Here is a 17,611-nt window from a genome sequence, read left to right on the forward strand (position 1 = left end):
ACTTGCTAACAGGCGTTAGGGAAGGGCGCGTGTCCAAACCTCTTTGAACGCCGCCCCAAAAGTGTAAGCCGAGAATTTCGATGAACAGTTTGCTGAAGCGCTTTGCTGCTTATTATGAACCGCACAAGGGCTTGTTTGCGCTTGATTTCTCAAGCGCCGTTCTTGCAGGACTGCTTGAGCTGGCCTTTCCGGTTGCGGTGACGCTGTTCATCGATCGCCTGCTACCGACCAATCAGCTGGGGCTGATCGCGCTCGCCGTTGCCGGGCTGTTGCTGATCTATATTCTCAATGCCGGTTTGCAGGTCGTCGTGACCTATTGGGGTCATATGCTGGGCATCAAGATCGAAACCGAGATGCGGCGCAAGGCCTTCGATCATCTGCAAAAGCTGTCGTTTCGTTTCTTCGACAATCAGAAGACCGGGCATCTGGTTGCCAAGCTGACCAAGGATCTGGAAGAGATCGGCGAAGTGGCGCATCACGGCCCCGAAGACCTGTTCATCGCCATCATGACGCTGATCGGCGCCTTTGTTCTGATGCTCTGGATTCATGTGCCGCTGGCGCTGATTACGGCGCTGGTTGTGCCGCTAACGGCGTTTGTGAATATCCGCTATGGCAGCCGGATGACCTCGAACTGGCACGCGCTTTATGGCCGCGTTGGCGAGTTCAATGCGCGGATTGAGGAAAATGTCGGCGGCATTCGCGTCGTACAGGCCTTCACCAATGAGGACCACGAACGCAAGCTGTTTGCCGAGAGCAACCGCAACTATCTGACGACCAAATTGCGGGCCTACAAGATCATGGCGGCCTCGATGTCGCTGTCCTATCTTTCGATGCGCTTTGTGCAGATCATCGTCATGCTCGCGGGCGCATGGTTTGTCGTGCGCGGCCAGTTGACGGAAGGCGGTTTCGTCGGCTTCCTGCTGCTCATCGGTGTGTTCTTCCGACCCATTGAAAAGATCAATTCGATCATCGAAAGCTATCCGAAGGGCATTGCCGGGTTCCAGCGCTATTCGGCCTTTCTCGATACGGAGCCGGATATTGCCGACAGGCCGGACGCCATGTCCGTGCAGCGGTTGCATGGCGGCATTGAGTATAAAGACGTCAGCTTCGGTTACCGGTCGGAAAAGCCGCTGCTGGCACATCTGACCCTGTCGATCCGGGCGGGCGAAACGGTGGCCTTCGTCGGTTCATCCGGCGCAGGCAAGACGACGATCTGCTCGCTTCTGCCGCGCTTTTATGAAGTGACCGACGGCGCGATCAGCATCGATGGCACCGATATTCGCGACATGACGCTGAAATCGCTGCGGTCCAATATCGGCATTGTCAGCCAGGATGTGTTCCTGTTTGCCGGAACGATCCGCGACAATATCGCTTATGGCAGGCTGGAGGCTTCGGAGGAAGAAATCCTCGAAGCGGCGCGGCGCGCCCGTCTCGACGGCGTGATTGCCGCCTTGCCCGCCGGGCTGGACACGGTTGTGGGCGAACGCGGCGTCAAGCTTTCGGGCGGCCAGAAACAGCGTCTGGCGATTGCGCGCATCTTCCTGAAAAACCCGCCGATCCTGATCCTCGATGAAGCGACTTCGGCACTGGATACCGAAACCGAACGGGCGATCCAGCAGTCGCTTGCCGATCTTTCGGAAGGCCGCACCACGCTGGTCATCGCGCACCGGCTTGCAACCATCGTCAATGCGGATCGCATTGTCGTGGTGGAGGAAGGCCGCATCATCGAGCAGGGTATTCATGACGAGCTGGTGACCCGCTCGGGCGGGCGCTATCAGCAGCTTCATGCGGCGCAGGCCAACTGATCATTAGGCGGCGAATTATTCCGCTGCCTGTTTAACGCAACTGCGATTTTATCAAAATATCCTGTTCCAGCAGGCCCATTTCGGCGGCATAATCGTTCATCGTATCGGCAGGGAGACCGACATGGATGTAACGATTATAACGGGCGCGTCGGACGGTATCGGTGCTGAAACCGCGCGCCAGATAGCGCAACGTGATCGCGCCGGGGCCGCTCTTGTGCTGGCGGCGCGCAATGTCGACAAGCTCGAAAAACTTGCAGCCGAATTGCGGCAGCAGGGCAGCACCGTGCTTGTGGTGCCGACCGATGTTACCGAGCGCGATGCCTGCATTGCGCTGATCGAAAAGACGGCATCGGCTTTTGGCCGGATCGACACGCTGATCGTCAATGCGGGTATGTCGGCCCATGCCAATTTCGCGGAAATCAAGCCGGAAGATCTGCAATGGATGCATGATCTGATGGAGCTGAACTATTTTGGCAGCGTCTGGCCGATCCATGCGGCGCTGCCTCATCTGGCAATGACCAGAGGGCGCATTGCGGTGGTCTCTTCCGTCGCGGGATTGATCGGTGTGCCGGGACGCTCGGCCTATAGCGGCACAAAATTCGCGCTGTCCGGTTTTTGTGAAGCGCTCCGCTCGGAACTGGAGCCAAGCGGCATTTCCGTGACGATTGTTTATCCCGGCGTCGTGAAAACCGATATTCGCAAGGTCGGCTATGGCGCCAGCGGCGAGGCGCTTGGAACCAGTGGCGTGCGCGAAGACGACATGATGTCGGTGGAAGAAGCGGTGCGTCTGATGCTGAATGGTTTGCGGATGCGCAAACGCGAGGTGTTGATGACCCGGCAGATGCGTCTGGGGCGCTGGCTGAAGCTGATCGCGCCGCGCGTGGTGGACCGCATGGCGCTCAAAGCGCTGAAGCCCGAATTTCGCCCGAAGCCGATCAAACCCGCGCAATAAAAGCTGGCCATTCCGGTTGCGGATTGACCATTTCATCTGTCTGTACTGAATATACCGGCTTCGAATCTGGCCGGAAGGAAGCATCTTGCGATATTTTCCTGCGGCAGCAGATGCATGCTGACAGGTGAACTATGCCAACCGACGACCGTAAGAAAAGCCGGGTTACGCTTCTTGACGTGGCGCGCCATGCGAATGTTTCGCGGGCCACGGCATCGCTTGTCATCCGCAAGAGCCCGCTTGTCGGCGCGGCAACGCGGGAGAAGGTCGAGAAGGCGCTGCAAGAACTCGGCTACGTCTATAATATGGGCGCGGCGAGCTTGCGCGCCGACCGGTCCAACACGGTTGGCGTGATCGTTCCGACACTGGGCAATCCGTTTTATGGCGAGCTTCTGGCGGGCATCGACCGCGTGGTGGGCGAGGCCGGTATGGTCGTTCTTTTGGCCAACAGTCATGAAAATTTCGCCAATCAGAATACGCTGATGCAGCGCATGCGCGAGCATGGCGTCGATGGCGTGATCGTGTCGCTGACGGCTGGAACCGAACCCGGCTTCATCGAGCAGATTGTCGATTGGGGCCTGCCAGCCGTTCAGGTGCTGCGCCACGTAACCGACCGGATTGACTATGCCGGGGTCGATTATGCAGGCGGCATGCGGCAGGCGGTCAATCACCTGTCCGGGTTGGGGCACAAGACCATCGCCTTTGCGGTGCACGGGCCGGTGCATTCCGCCTATCGCGAACGCGTCGAGGGTTTTCGCGAGGCCATGCTGGAAAAGGGGCTGGACCCGGAACTGATCGTGCATCTGCCCAGCACCATGCCGGAAATTGCCCGCGCCGCGCCGCTGCTGTTTCAGCAGGAACCGGAACCAACGGCGGCGATCTGCTTTAACGATGTGATAGCGCTCGGTCTCTCCGCCGGGCTTTATGATTGCGGGCGGAAAATCGGCGAGGATTTTTCGTTGATCGGCTTTGACGATGTCAGCAATGCCGAGGCGACACGCCCGCGCCTGAGTTCAGTCGCGACGCGTCCGGTTACGGTTGGCGAAAACGCGGCCAGAATGCTGCTTTCACGGCTTGCCGAACCGGAAAAACCGGCAGAGCGGATCGTCAGCGAGACCTATTTGCAGGTTCGCCAGTCCTGTGGACGCCCCGTGGGCTGACGGTAAATTTGATCGTCTCATCCGAATTAATGATTGACGAGACGGGTTAAACGAATTTAGATCGATCTAAATTTGGTTGGTCTGGAGGAAGACCAGTCAATTCGCCGACCGGGAGGTTCCAGCATTGTACAATTTCAATTTCGCGCCCGTGTTCGCGTCGATGGACAAGCTGCTTCTCGGCGCCTGGCAAACGATTGAGCTTTCCGTCGCCGCGATGGTGCTCGGGCTGGTCGTTTCCATTGTGTGCGCCTGGGGCAAGACATCCGGCTCGAAGCCGGTGCGCTTCGTCATCGACGCCTATATCGAGATCATTCGCAACACGCCGTTTCTGGTGCAGATTTTCTTCATCTTCTTCGGTCTGCCTTCGGCGGGCTTGCGCCTGTCGCCCAACAGCGCCGCACTTCTGGCGCTGGTGGTGAATTTCGGCGCCTATGGCACGGAAATCATCCGTGCGGGCATCGAGTCCATCCATAAGGGGCAGGTGGAGGCGGGCACCGCGCTCGGGCTCTCGCGCCTGCAAGTCTTCCGTTACATCATCATGAAACCGGCGCTGCGCACGGTCTATCCATCGCTGACCAGCCAGTTCATCTATCTGATGCTGACGTCGAGCGTCGTGTCGGTGATTTCGGCCAATGAACTCGCCGCCGCCGGTAACGATCTCCAGTCTGCGACCTTCGCCAGCTTCGAGGTCTATATCGTCATCACGCTCATGTATCTCGTCATGTCCATCGGTTTTTCGGCGGTGTTTTCGCTGATCGAGAAACTGGCGTTCAAATATCCCCTGAGCCGATAGGAGCAAGGCCATGATCAGACCTTTCGGCTGGAACGAATTTCTCATTATCGTCTATGCGGCACAGTGGACCATCGCGCTTTCGGCCATCGCCTTTGTGGGCGGCGGCATTGGCGGCATGATCGTGGCGCTGATGCGTGTGTCGGATAATCGTGTCCTGCGCTATATCGCGCTTGGCTTCATCCGGCTGTTTCAGGGCACGCCGCTTCTGATGCAGCTTTTTCTGGTGTTCTTCGGGCTCAATATTTTCGGCCTTGGCATCAATCCGTGGATTGCCGCGGCCATCGCCTTGACCCTGCATGCCAGCGCTTTCCTCGGCGAAATCTGGCGTGGTTGCATCGACGCCGTGCCGCCCGGCCAGCGGGAAGCGGCAACGGCGCTCGGCCTGCGCTACTACAACCGCATGCGCTATATCATTTTGCCGCAAGCTGCACGCATTTCGGTTGCGCCAACGGTCGGCTTCCTTGTGCAGTTGATCAAGGGCACATCGCTTGCCGCAATCATCGGCTTTACCGAGCTGACGCGTCAGGGCCAGATCATCAACAATGCAACCTTCAGCCCTTTCATGGTCTTTGGCACGGTGGCGGTTGTCTATTTCATTCTGTGCTGGCCGCTTTCGATACTAGCCCGCAACATGGAAACCAAATTTTCTCGCGCAACCGCTCGGTAATAGGGGGCTTTTGTCGAGATAAGAGCACATCCCGAAAAGTGTGAAACGGTTTTCGGATAAGATGTGCGTCAAAAAGGGATTAGAGCGCGCTCTAATCTGCCGGCGAGGAGTCCGGTCTAACAATAGGGAAGGGAAAAACATGAATATCACCAGACGTATAGCGATGACACTGATCGGCGCGGGCGCGCTTGCCACTGCCTTTGCGCCAGCCGCATTCGCGCAGACCATCGAAGGCATCAAGTCGGCCGGAACGATCAAGATCGGCATGCTGGTCGATTTTCCGCCATTCGGCATCATGAACACCAGCAACGAGCCGGACGGCTACGACGCCGATGTGGCCAAGTTGCTCGCTGCCGAGCTGGGTGTAAAGCCGCAGATCGTGCCGGTCACCGGCCCGAACCGCATTCCATATTTGCAGAGCGGACAGGTTGACGTGCTGGTGGCTTCGCTGGGCATCACCGAAGAACGCGCCAAGAGCGTCGATTTCTCCCAGCCTTATGCCGGTATTTCCATCGGCGTTTTCGGGCCGAAGGATGCCGCAGTCGCCAAGCCGGAGGACCTGTCAGGCAAGACCATCGGCGTGGCGCGTGCCTCGACACAGGATACCGCAGTAACCAAGGTTGCGCCGAAGGATGCCAATATCCGCCGCTTCGATGACGATGCCAGCGCGGTGCAGGCTCTCCTGTCGGGTCAGGTCGATTTGATTGGTCTTTCCAATGTCGTTGCCGCCGAAATCGAAAAGGCAGCACCGGGCCGTTACGAGCAAAAAATCCAGCTCAGCCAGCAGGTGCAGGGCATCGCGGTGCGCAAGGGTTCGACTGAAATGCTCGAATTCGTCAACAAGTTCATCGAGAAGGTGAAGGGCGACGGCGAGTTGAACAAGATCCATGAAAAATGGCTCGGTTCTCCGCTGCCGGATTTCGTTTCCAAGGCGAAGTAATTTTTGACCGGCGCCATGCCCCGCATTGGCCGGGCATGGCCGCAAACGCCGCATCAGGCGGTCACGTTCAGCAAAGCGAGTTCTCGACATGACTAAGACGGCTCAGAACACGGCTCACGGGGCATCGCAGGACTCCGGTACTGCGGTGCTGATGGAAGGCGTCAACAAATGGTATGGCACCTATCACGCGCTGCGAAATATCAATCTGACTGTGGCGCGCGGCGAACGCATCGTCATTTGCGGCCCGTCCGGCTCGGGCAAGTCGACGCTGATCCGCTGCATCAACCAGCTTGAAACCATTCAGGAAGGGCGCATCGTTGTCGACGGCTTCGACCTCACGGCGGGCGGCAAGAATGTCGATATCATCCGGCAGGAAACCGGCATGGTGTTCCAGCAGTTCAATCTTTTCCCGCATATGACCGTTCTGGAAAACTGCACGCTGGCACCGATGAAGGTGCGCGGCGTCGCCAAAGCGGAAGCCGAAAAGACGGCGCGCAAGTTTCTGGAGCGCGTGCGCATTCCCGAACAGGCGGACAAATATCCTGCCCAACTTTCCGGCGGTCAGCAGCAGCGCGTGGCGATTGCACGCGCATTGTGCATGAATCCGAAGATCATGCTTTTCGATGAGCCGACTTCGGCGCTCGATCCGGAAATGGTCAAGGAAGTTCTGGACACCATGATCGATCTCGCCAGAGAGGGCATGACCATGCTCTGCGTCACCCACGAAATGGGCTTTGCGCGACAGGTCGCCGACCGGGTGATCTTCATGGATCAGGGTCAGATTCTCGAAATGGCGGAGCCGGAGGAATTCTTCGGTAATCCGAAGCATGAGCGGACAAGAGCTTTTATCGGCCAGATTTCCTGACCGCCCGAAATGATATGTTCTGACGCATGGCGCGAAAGCTATTTCCCACCTTTCGCGCTGTGTTCCCCCCAATCTGGAACTGGAGTTTGACGTGACGAACGAAATTCTGCTCGTGGAGCCGATGATGCCTGCAATAGAGGAGCGGCTCGATGCGGCTTACAAGGTTCACCGGCTTTACAAGGCGGACGAAAAAGCGGCGCTCGCTGAGGCTTTGGGTTCGATCCGCGCGGTAGTGACCGGCGGTGGCTCGGGCCTGTCGAATGAATGGATCGAGCGTCTGCCGTCGCTTGGCCTGATTGCCATCAACGGTGTCGGGACGGATAAGGTCGATCTGCCCTTTGCGCGTGGCCGCAATGTGCATGTGAGCACGACCCCGGGCGTATTGACCGACGACGTTGCCGATACCGGTATTGCTCTGATGCTGGCGGTCCTGCGCCATGTAGCGCTTGGCGATAGATTTGTTCGCGAAGGCAAATGGGCTGAACGTCAGGCCTTCCCGCTGGGCACTAGCCCCAAGGGCAAGCGCATCGGCGTTCTCGGCCTTGGCCAGATCGGCAAGTCGCTGGCAAAGCGCGCCGAGGCTTTCGGCATGGAGGTGCATTACTGGAACCGCTCGCCGGTGACGGGTACGAACTGGATTGCTCATGCATCGCCGGTGGAACTGGCTCGAAATAGCGATGTTCTGGCGGTTTGCGTGGCGGCCAATGCCTCCACGGCCAATATCGTCAATAAGGATGTGCTGGCGGCGCTTGGCAACAAGGGCTATCTCATCAATGTCGCGCGCGGCACGGTCATCGATGAGGACGCGCTTCTGGCCGCACTCAAGGATGGCGTCATTGCCGGTGCCGGTCTTGATGTCTTCGTCAACGAGCCGACAATCCGCGAAGAGTTCTTCACTGCTCCCAACACCGTTTTGATGCCGCATCAGGGCAGTGCAACTGTCGAAACGCGCATCGGCATGGGTGAGCTGGTGCTTGCCAATTTGCAGGCCTATTTCGCAGGCGATGTTCCGCCGACCAAGGTAAATTGAGTTTTCCGATGATTGTCAGACAGGCTTTCTTCGAAGGCGCTATTCATGCTGGGCGCGAGGATGCGTTCAAGGCTTATGTCGCGAAAACCCTGATGCCGATGTGGCTTCAGTTTCCTGGCATCCTAGATGTGCGCGTGCTTTACGCCGTGGAACGGGACGAAGGCGCGCCATCCTACCCGATGGTGTTATGGACGGTTTATGACAGCCGGGAAGCATTGGCGGAAGCGCTTGCTTCACCCATCCGCTACGAAAGCCGGGAGGCCACCAAGGGCCTTTTGGCCATGTTCGACGGCCATATCCACCACCATGTTTTCGACCTCGCTCTGGTGGGCGAGGTGGCGGGTTAAACCCACTTCGGCCAGCGCTGGATGCGCTGGCCGAGTGAGTCTCTCTCAGCTTTTTTTTATTTGTCCAACCGGTCAAATTTGCAGTTTCGCCCCGATATTCGAGTATATGAGGATGTGATCACATAGATGTGATCACATAGACGATAGCGGGCTGGATTTGGCCATTTTCCGGCATTTGGCGGGCAGTTTCTTTACCGGAGGCGCGGCTTTGCGGCCCTGAATTCCCTCATGTTTTGCACAGCTAGGGTACAAGTTATTTGAACTGTTCTAGTCTGGTGTGTATCGAGCGCTATGTTTTTCTTAATCGCGCCATGCGGTTTCATTTCAGAAAAGCATCCCTCCGTCTTACCCACCTAACTGGCAGGAAACGACAATGACTGACCTCCCCGGATATCCGAGTCGTCGCAGTTTTCTGAAAGCCTCCGCAGCAAGCGTCATGCTTTCAGGACTGGCTGTCTCAGCCCAGGCTGAACCGAAGACGCCCCCGGTTCCGCTCGAAGACTATGAACGCCAATATTTTAACGATCTCGAATGGGCATTTATCCTTGCCGCGACGGCGAGGCTGATCCCGTCGGATGGCGATGGCCCCGGTGCCCTTGAAACCCGCGTCCCTGTCTTCATCGATCTCCAGCTTGCCGGAGATTATGGCCGTGCCGATGACTGGTACATGGTTGGTCCGCACGATCCGTCGGCTGATCCGACCCGCGGCTGGCAGACCCCGCTCAACCCGGCGCAGATTTACCGTCAGGGCATCCCGGCCTTCAATGGCTGGTGCGAGCAGAAATATAGCGCCGCTTTTACCGCTTTGACCCCTGAACAGCAGGACGAAGCGCTGACCGCTCTTCAAAAGGGCGAGGTTGGTTTGCAGCCGGAACTGCGCGAGTTCTTCGCGCTGCTGCTCCAGAACACCAAGGAAGGCTATTTCGCCGACCCGATGTATGGCGGCAATCACGGCATGCAGGCCTGGACCTATATCGGCTTCCCCGGTGCGCGCGGCAGCTACAAGGAATGGGTTGAGCGCTACAATGTGGCCTACCCGCTGGGTCCGGTTTCGATCAAGGGCGAAAGGGCTTAACCATGGCACGTCAGGAAAAGAAGAAAGACGTGGTCATTGTCGGTCTCGGCTGGACCGGCTCCATTCTGGCAATGGAACTGGCGCAGGAAGGCCTTGACATCGTCGCGCTGGAACGTGGCCACGATCAGAATACCGTGCCAGATTTCAAATATCCGAACATGATCGACGAACTGAAATACGGCGTGCGTCTCAAGATGATGCAGCGCGCCAGCCAGCAGACCGTCACCGTGCGCCGCCATGCGGATGAAAACGCGCTGCCTTACCGCAGCTTCGGTTCGTTTCTGCCGGGCAACGGCGTGGGTGGTGCGGGCACGCACTGGAACGGCCTCAACTGGCGTCCGCAGGCCGAAGAACTTAGACTGCGTTCTCACGTGCGCGAGCATTGGGGCGAGCAGATCATCCCGGAAGACATGCTTCTGGGCGATTATCCTGTCACCTATGACGAGATGGAACCCTTCTTCGACCGCTTCGAGCGCGTCGCCGGTATTTCCGGCAAGGCCGGTAACATCAAGGGCAAGATCGTTGAGGGCGGCAACCCGTTTGAGGGCTGGCGTTCGAACGAATACCCAATGCCCCCGATGAAGACGACCTGGGACGGTCGCAAATTTGCCGATGCGGCAAAAGCCGCCGGTTACCACCCGTTCCCATCGCCGGGGGGCATTGCTTCGACGGCCTATGTCAATGAATATGGCATGCAGATGGGACCGTGCAATCATTGCGGTTTCTGCGAGCGCTATGGCTGCTATCAATATTCGAAGTCGTCGCCGCAAACGACGATCCTCGATGCGCTGAAGCGGATGCCAAACTTCTCTTATCGCACGGAATCGGAAGTGTTGCGCGTTGAAATGGCCCCGGATGGCAAGACCGCAACCGGCGTAACCTATTTCGACGACAAGACGCAGGAAGAAGTCTTCCAGCCTGCCGATCTCGTCATTTTGTCGTCGTTCCAGCTGAACAATGTGCATCTGGCGCTGCTGTCGGGCATCGGACAGCCTTACGATCCGGCAACGGGCGAAGGCGTGACGGGCCGTAACTACGCCTATCAGCTGACCGGCGGCGTGACGCTGTTCTTCAAGGATGAGGAATTCAATCCGTTCATCGGTACTGGCGCTAACGGCATGTGTATCGATGATTTCGGCATCAACCAGATCGATTTCGGTCGTGAGGGCTTCATCGGCGGTGCCTATTGGCGCACGGGCCAGACCAACGGCCAGCCGATCCGCAGCATGACGCTGCCCTCCGGCACGCCTGGCTGGGGCGCTGGCTGGAAGAAGGCGATTGCCGAATGGTATGGCCATTCGATGAACATCGGAACGCATGGTTCCGTCATGTCCTACAAGACCAACCATCTCGATCTCGACCCGACCTACAAGGACCCGCACGGTCGTCCGCTGATGCGCATGACCTTCAACTGGAATCCGAATGATATCCGGATGACCCAGTTCATGAAGACCAAGGCGGAAGCGCTGGCCAAGACCATGAATCCGGACCTGATACAGTCCTCCTTCAAGAAGGAAGGTGCGCAGTTCGATGTTCGTCCCTATCAGACGACGCATACGACCGGTGGGCACATCATGTCGGAAAATGCACGTGAGGGCGTCGTCAATCGCTTCTCGCAGGCATGGGACAAGCACAATGTGTTCATGCTTGGCGCGGGTAACTTTGTGCAGAACACTCAGTACAACCCGACCGGCTTGCTCGGCGGCCTTGCTTACTGGACCGCACATGCGATCCGCACGCAGTATCTTTCCAATCCGCGTCCGCTGGTTTGAGGAGAACGGTGATGAAAACTTTTCTTCGCATAATCGGTGTTCTCCTCGTTCTCGGTATCGTCGCGCTGCTGGCATTCCTGTTCGTTCCCGTTCAGCTTACCAAGCCGACGAAGGAACTGGCCGCTGACTGGAAACCGGCCAAGGGGCAGGGCGAATATGTCATGTATGCGTCCGACTGCATGGCCTGCCATACGGCCGATGGCGGCAAGCCGTTTGCTGGTGGTCGCGCCATTGCAAGCCCGATGGGCACTATCTGGACGACCAATATTACGCCGGACAAGGAAAGCGGCATCGGAAACTGGACGCTCGATCAGTTCCGCGCCGCGCTCTATGACGGTATTCGCGCCGATGGCGCGCATCTTTACCCGGCCATGCCTTACGAAAACTATCGCAAGCTGACCGAAGAAGATGTTCGTGCTCTCTACGATTACTTCATGCACGATGTGCAGCCGGTGAAGAACGAGGTCCAGCAGACCGAACTGGGCTTCCCGTTCAATATGCGCTTCGGCATCCGCGCCTGGAACTGGCTCGCGCTGACGCATAAGGCTGGCTTTACGCCCGCAGGCAAGAACGAGGCGCAGGAGCGCGGCCAGTATCTGGTCGAAGGTCCGGCGCATTGTGCGGCCTGCCACAGCCCACGCAACAGCTTCATGGCGCAGGATGGTGTCAGTGCGGGCGACAAGAACTTCCTGTCGGGCGGTGTCATCGACGGTTGGAACGCGCCTGCGCTGCGCGGCCCGCAATCGGCTCCACAGAAATGGTCGGTCGAGGAAATGGCCACCTATCTCGCAACGGGTCGCAATTCCTATTCGACCGCAAACGGCGAAATGGGTCTGGTGGTCGAGCATTCACTCCAGCACCTGACGGATGCCGACAATCTCGCGATTGCTGCTTTCCTCAAGGGTGTCGATGGGGCGACTGTCGAGGTTCCGCAGAGCTTCGCGGCCAAGGTTTCCACGGCGCTTCCGGCAGCACCTGCCGATGCCGCTGGCGAAGCAACCGCGAAGATGCTGACGGAAGCCTCTCCGGACATGCCGGTGGGTGCGCGTCTTTATCTCGACAATTGCGCTGCCTGCCACTTCGTGACCGGCAAGGGTGCGCCGGGAATTTTCCCGGAACTGGCTGACAATGATCTGGTGACAGGTTCGGAAGTGAAGCCGCTGATCTCGGTCATCCTGCACGGTGCCGAAGTGCCATCGACGGCAAAGCGTCCGATGCGTCTTGTGATGCAGGGTTATGCCGATCGCCTGACGGATCAGGAAGTGGCTGACCTTGCCTCCTTTGTTCGCTCCGCATGGGGCAACAAGGCGGGCGCGGTTTCGGCTGGTGATGTGGCTGCGGTTCGCAAGAGCGAAGCAGCAGCGCACTGATCTGTCGCAGAATTTGCAGAAGAATAGGCGGCGGCGCGAAAGCTCCGCCGCCTATTTCTTTCGCGCTGGCTTTGCGCTGTTGAGCGTGATGGCGGCGCGAACGAGCGCGGTGAGCGCATCGGCGTCGATCTCTTCGCCTTCACGAATATCGATGGCCCGGCGCACATTGCCTTCGAGACTGGAATTGAACAGACCGCTTGGGTCGTCCAGCGATGCACCTTTGGCGAAAGTCAGTTTGACGACCTGCTTATAAGTCTCGCCTGTGCAGATAATGCCATCGCGCTCCCATACGGGTACGCCGCGCCATTTCCATGTTTCAATGATTGCCGGATCGGCTTTGGTGATGATGGCGCGAACTTTGGCCAGCGTTTCGCCTCTCCAGTCGGCAAGCTCCGCGACGCGCTTATCGATCAGGCGCGAAGCAGAGATGTTTTCATCAGCTGTCGGCATTTTGTTCATTTTCGGTCCTCCTCCATTCCACCCGCGAGGATGTTAGAACACGGGAAGCCGAAAAATGAAACGGCTTTGCATTAGGCGCCCCTTATGCTTCAGCGCCAGAATTTCTTGGCGTCGAGAACATCGTCGAGCGCCGTCTGCGCCTTTTCGATCAGCTGTTTTTTATCGGCATGGAAGATCAGGTTCTGAGCCTCCGGCGTTTCTTCAATGCCGTATTGTTTCAGCACATCGTGGCCGATGGCCAGATCGTTGAGCGCACCCAGCCGGTCTTGCAGCGCTTCCATTGCCTTGTTGAAATTCTTGTACCGGCGCAGCCCCCGCTTGTCGGCAAAGAGTGGTGCGAAGAATTCTGCCGCATAACGCAATTTCTTCGCGTCTTTTCGAGCCTCATGCCGGTGTTCATCGTCGATTTCAGCAAGGTCGCGACCGTGCTTCTTGAGCTTCTTGCGCATCCGGTCGAGCGCTTTTGCGGCAAAATCTTCGACGGGCTTTCCACCGTCGGGATGTTTGGCATAGTCACCGCAGAGCAGCCATTCGTTGAAGTCGAGCATCAGCGCTCGGCTGCGATCCGACGCAAGTGCTTCGACGATTTCGGCATAGCTGCCCTTGCGGGCGGTCTCCAGTTTTTCCCACAGTTCTCCATCGGCGGCCTTCAGCAGAAGCACATCCAGATTGCGGGCATCGCCAAGTGTGTTGGCCAGCCAGCGGAATTCGTCCGAAAATCGCTTTGCATTTTCATCCAGCAGGGGTTTGAAAAGTGACAGCGCCGAGCGCAGCCGCCGGATGGCAACGCGCGCCTGATGCAGGCTGCCCGCATGTCCCTTTTGCAGCAGCAAGGTCTCGTTCAGGCGAAACTGCCGAAAGCAGGAAAGCGCAATCATGCGGAAACCTTCATCCGCAGTTAGGCGCGGCTCCAGACCGATTGCTTCGGCCTTGGCGGCATTGCGCATGGCCGACAATAAACGGTAGCCGCGTTCCGATTTGGATTGAACGCCAATCTTCACCGGGACGATTGCATTGATCTTGCGGGCGAGGGCGAAAAGCTGGCGTGGATCGCCGCCTTTCAGTTCCAGTTCGATCTCGTGAAAGGGCGCCTGCCTGTCGCCCGCCATGACGATCCCGGTATCGGCAGCCACTTCGATGCTGGAGGTGCCTTCGGTCAGGTTCCAGATGCGGCGGTTGGTGACAACTTCAAACTGCACGACAAGATTGCGTTCGATCGGGCCGAAGCGGTTGAGAAGTGGGCTGTTATAGTCGAACACGGGCGTGTTTGTTCGCGCCGGGGTTTCCCATTCGGAACGGGCGAAAAGCGAGGCGTTGGAGCCGGTCGCCTTTACGGTCTGGATGGTTTTCTCGCCGGAGCGGCGGATGCGCAAGGTGAAACCATTATCGAAAAGCCGGCAATCGCCTGTGTCGAAATAAACCGAGTGCAATTCCCGCGTGGCGGCAGGCTGCCCCAAAAAGCTGGAGAGCGCGATCTTTTCGAGATCGGCAGGGGAAATTTCGAGCTTCAGTTCGATTTCGGTCAATGGCGAACTCCTTATAGCCAGCCCCGACGACGCCTGTTCCGACTAACTAATAGAAACTTCTGTCAGTCTCATGACGAAGATTATGCCAGATTCACTTGAACCTCGCCTATGATGTTCTGTGTATTGGCTCTATCAGCTGTTTTCAGGAACCCGCGTGGCGGAATCTCTTAAGATCAGTTCAACCGGCCAGAGTTCGTGGATATCGGTCGCGGCGCGACCGTCGAGAATGTCCATCAGAAGATCGGCGCAGCGTTTGCCCGCCGCCCGCATGGATGAGCGCGTCGCCGCCAGCGACGGCACCATATTTTCGGCACTGAGGAAGGAGATAACATCGTCATGGGCGATGACTGAGATATCCTTGCCGATGGTCAGCCCGAACGAGCGCGCCGCGCGATAGATGCCAAGCGCCGTCATCATCGACCCGGCAACAAAGGCGGTCGGGCGCGGGTTGCGCTCCAAGAGCTTGAGTGCAAGGCGATAGCCGATTTCGTCGGTAAAATCGCCATGCTCCACCAGATCGGGATCGAAGGGAACGCCTCTGCTTTCCAGCGCCTTGCGATAGCCTTCGTCGCGGTGGAGCGAAAATGTGAAGCCATAGCGCCCGTTGATCATCGCGACACGGCGATGCCCAAGATCCAGCAGATGCGCCGTCGAGCGACAGACCGCGCCTTCATTGTCGATATCCAGCCAGGCATGCGGAATGTCGGTTTCCGAACGTCCATGCACCAGAAACGGCATGCCGAGTTCATGCAGCAGCCGAATCCGCTCATCATTCGGCTTCGGTGAGGTCACGATGATTGCATCGACCCGGCGACTTGTCGCGAGGCGGCGGCAAATCTGAACTTCATCATCCGTACCATTGTGGGAAATTGGGCTGACGAGAATATCCACCTCATCCTGACTGAGCCGCTCGGCCATGCCGCGCATGAATTCTGCAAAATGAAATTCGCTGTTGCGCCCCATCACGACGCCGATGGCTCCGGCACGCCCGGTTGCAAGCCTGACCGCATTTTCATTGGGGCGATAACCGAGACGAACGGCTTCATCCATCACCCGCTTGCGCGTGCTCTCGGCGACTTCAGGATAGCCGCTTAATGCACGACTGACGGTCGTGGCTGAAAGCCCCAGTTGTTTGGCAAATTCACGAAGTTTCATTTGGCATGTCGAGTTGAGAGGCGGGCAAGGCGGCGGGATTATAGCCGCTTCCTTGCGATTAACAATCGGCGTGCCCGTCGCAGAGCGACGTGGCTGATTATCATTGTGCTATAAATCCAAACCGCTTTCAAGTTTGTTTCAAAAAGAAGCATCAAACCGCGTTCGCGTCAGGCGCGCAAGGCCATCGTCCGACGAACGTGTCTTTCTCAAGATATTGAAAGATATAGAAATATATGAAGAGGTCCAAACCCTGTTCATTTTGCGAGAATCTGTTGCTTGACAGAAATGCGGTCCTCTGCAACTTTTTGCTATCCAAACCGTTTTCGATTTTGAACAACCGCTTACAGAATGGATGGGAGGAGGGAACAATGAAATCAATAAAGGGAATGCTCACGGCCTGCGTGGCTTTGGGCCTTGCGACAGTCAGCGCACAGGCGGTGGAAATTTCGCTCGCTGCCAATTCGACGGGCAACAACATCAAGTTCTTGCAGGACCAGATCGTCAAATTCGAGAAGGATACCGGCAACAAGGTCAATATCGTTTCGATGCCGCCGTCATCGAGCGAACAGTTCAGCCAGTATCGCCTGTGGCTGGCGGCAGGCAATGCGGATATCGACGTCTATCAGACCGATGTGGTCTGGGCACCGCAATTGTCCGACCAGTTTGTTGACCTCACCGAGGCAACGAAGGATGTCACTGCTGCGCATTTCCCATCGATCATTGCATCGCAGACCGTCAATGGGAAGCTGGTCGCGCTGCCGTTTTATACGGATGCGCCCGCCTTGTTCTACCGCAAGGATCTTCTCGAAAAATACGGCAAGCCGGTTCCCAAAACCTGGGATGAAATGACGGCGACCGCCAAGGAAATCATGGATAAGGAGCGCGCCGACGGCAAGTCCGATCTCTGGGGGTTTGTCTTTCAGGGCAATGCCTATGAAGGGCTGACCTGCAACGCGCTTGAATGGATCAAGTCGTCGGGCGGTGGTCAGATCGTCGAGGCCGACGGCACGATTTCGATTAATAATGAGAAGGCCGCCGCAGCCATCGACCGCGCCAAGGGCTGGATCGGATCGATCTCGCCGCAAGGCGCGCTGGCCTATCAGGAAGAGGAATCGCGCGGTGTCTGGCAGACCGGCAATGCGGTCTTCATGCGCAACTGGCCCTATGCCTATGCGCTGGGCAACAGCGCCGATAGCGGCGTGAAGGGCAAGTTCGACGTTGCTCCACTGCCTGCTGGCGCCGATGGAGATGCTCCATCCTCCACACTTGGCGGCTGGAATCTTGCAGTGTCCAAATATTCGACCAAGCAGGAAGCAGCCATCGCTCTGGTGAAATATCTGGCCTCGCCGGAAGTGCAGAAGGTGCAGGCGGTCGAGATTTCGCGCCTGCCGACCATCGAAGCGCTTTACGACGACAAGGATGTCATTGCGGCGCAGCCTTTCATGGCCAATTGGAAGCCGATTTTCCAGAATGCCGTGCCGCGTCCGTCGGCTGCGACGAAGGTGAAGTATAATGAAGTGTCGTCAAAATTCTGGACGGCGGTTCACAAGACACTCTCCGGCAACGGAACGGCTGCGGAGAATCTCGAATTGCTTGAGGTCGAGCTGACCGAGCTGGAAGGTTCCGGCTGGTAAGGACCGATCAAGCCGCGTTCGGGTTGTCCTCCCAAGCCCCGCCCATCCCCTAGGTGGGCGACCC

At 57.7% G+C, this 17,611-nt stretch carries 16 protein-coding genes; 13 read left to right on the plus strand and 3 right to left on the minus strand.

The features are described 5' to 3' along the window. The first annotated feature begins 80 nt into the window (after positions 1-80). The 12 genes from FIC94_RS09350 (at position 81) to FIC94_RS09405 (ending at position 12,773) form a co-directional block, all read left to right on the plus strand. On the plus strand, positions 81-1,805 hold the full coding sequence (locus FIC94_RS09350; protein ID WP_140024676.1) for an ABC transporter ATP-binding protein: 1,725 nt from the start codon (positions 81-83) through the stop codon (positions 1,803-1,805). Between the two features lie 121 nt (positions 1,806-1,926). Then, positions 1,927-2,757: an SDR family oxidoreductase gene (locus FIC94_RS09355; RefSeq protein WP_140024677.1), complete on the plus strand. Its 831-nt coding sequence runs from the start codon at positions 1,927-1,929 to the stop codon at positions 2,755-2,757. A gap of 131 nt (positions 2,758-2,888) precedes the next feature. Next, positions 2,889-3,914: a LacI family DNA-binding transcriptional regulator gene (locus tag FIC94_RS09360; protein ID WP_109366897.1), complete on the plus strand. Its 1,026-nt coding sequence runs from the start codon at positions 2,889-2,891 to the stop codon at positions 3,912-3,914. Between the two features lie 124 nt (positions 3,915-4,038). Next, positions 4,039-4,707: an amino acid ABC transporter permease gene (locus FIC94_RS09365; protein ID WP_109366898.1), complete on the plus strand. Its 669-nt coding sequence runs from the start codon at positions 4,039-4,041 to the stop codon at positions 4,705-4,707. 10 nt (positions 4,708-4,717) lie between these two features. Then, positions 4,718-5,374 carry an amino acid ABC transporter permease gene (locus tag FIC94_RS09370; RefSeq protein ID WP_109366899.1) on the plus strand — a complete coding sequence of 219 codons (657 nt, stop codon included), beginning with the start codon at positions 4,718-4,720 and terminating at the stop codon, positions 5,372-5,374. A 139-nt stretch (positions 5,375-5,513) separates the two neighbouring features. Continuing rightward, entirely contained in the window at positions 5,514-6,314 is an 801-nt protein-coding gene (locus FIC94_RS09375) for a transporter substrate-binding domain-containing protein (protein WP_140024678.1), read from the plus strand. 88 nt (positions 6,315-6,402) lie between these two features. Beyond that, complete coding sequence (locus tag FIC94_RS09380; protein WP_109366901.1) at positions 6,403-7,179, plus strand: amino acid ABC transporter ATP-binding protein; 777 nt, start codon at positions 6,403-6,405, stop codon at positions 7,177-7,179. Positions 7,180-7,258: 79 nt separating this feature from the next. Then, a complete protein-coding gene (locus FIC94_RS09385) occupies positions 7,259-8,209 on the plus strand; it encodes a 2-hydroxyacid dehydrogenase (RefSeq protein ID WP_140024679.1) in 951 nt (316 codons plus the stop codon). Positions 8,210-8,217: 8 nt separating this feature from the next. Next, positions 8,218-8,556, plus strand: a complete 339-nt coding sequence (locus FIC94_RS09390) for an NIPSNAP family protein (RefSeq protein WP_140024680.1) — start codon at positions 8,218-8,220, stop codon at positions 8,554-8,556. A gap of 373 nt (positions 8,557-8,929) precedes the next feature. Then, positions 8,930-9,631, plus strand: a complete 702-nt coding sequence (locus FIC94_RS09395) for a gluconate 2-dehydrogenase subunit 3 family protein (RefSeq protein WP_140024681.1) — start codon at positions 8,930-8,932, stop codon at positions 9,629-9,631. Between the two features lie 2 nt (positions 9,632-9,633). Next, the gene (locus FIC94_RS09400) at positions 9,634-11,403 is read left to right on the plus strand and encodes a GMC family oxidoreductase (RefSeq protein WP_109366905.1); all 1,770 of its coding nucleotides are present in this window, start codon (positions 9,634-9,636) and stop codon (positions 11,401-11,403) included. A gap of 11 nt (positions 11,404-11,414) precedes the next feature. Further along, entirely contained in the window at positions 11,415-12,773 is a 1,359-nt protein-coding gene (locus FIC94_RS09405) for a cytochrome c (protein WP_140024682.1), read from the plus strand. Between the two features lie 51 nt (positions 12,774-12,824). Here the strand turns inward: FIC94_RS09405 and FIC94_RS09410 are convergent, their stop codons facing one another. From FIC94_RS09410 to FIC94_RS09420, 3 genes are all read right to left on the minus strand, one after another. Next, positions 12,825-13,232 (minus strand): DUF1801 domain-containing protein, encoded by a 408-nt coding sequence (locus FIC94_RS09410; protein WP_140024683.1) that lies wholly within the window; start codon positions 13,230-13,232, stop codon positions 12,825-12,827. Positions 13,233-13,321: 89 nt separating this feature from the next. Then, positions 13,322-14,758 carry a CYTH and CHAD domain-containing protein gene (locus tag FIC94_RS09415; RefSeq protein ID WP_235891980.1) on the minus strand — a complete coding sequence of 479 codons (1,437 nt, stop codon included), beginning with the start codon at positions 14,756-14,758 and terminating at the stop codon, positions 13,322-13,324. Between the two features lie 132 nt (positions 14,759-14,890). Continuing rightward, positions 14,891-15,913, minus strand: a complete 1,023-nt coding sequence (locus tag FIC94_RS09420; protein WP_109366909.1) for a substrate-binding domain-containing protein — start codon at positions 15,911-15,913, stop codon at positions 14,891-14,893. Positions 15,914-16,281: 368 nt separating this feature from the next. Here FIC94_RS09420 and FIC94_RS09425 point away from each other — a divergent pair, with 368 nt between their 5' ends. Then, entirely contained in the window at positions 16,282-17,547 is a 1,266-nt protein-coding gene (locus FIC94_RS09425; protein WP_140024685.1) for an ABC transporter substrate-binding protein, read from the plus strand. Positions 17,548-17,611 lie beyond the last annotated feature (64 nt).

The organism is Ochrobactrum teleogrylli (assembly GCF_006376685.1).
In the GTDB taxonomy this organism is placed as follows: domain Bacteria; phylum Pseudomonadota; class Alphaproteobacteria; order Rhizobiales; family Rhizobiaceae; genus Brucella; species Brucella teleogrylli.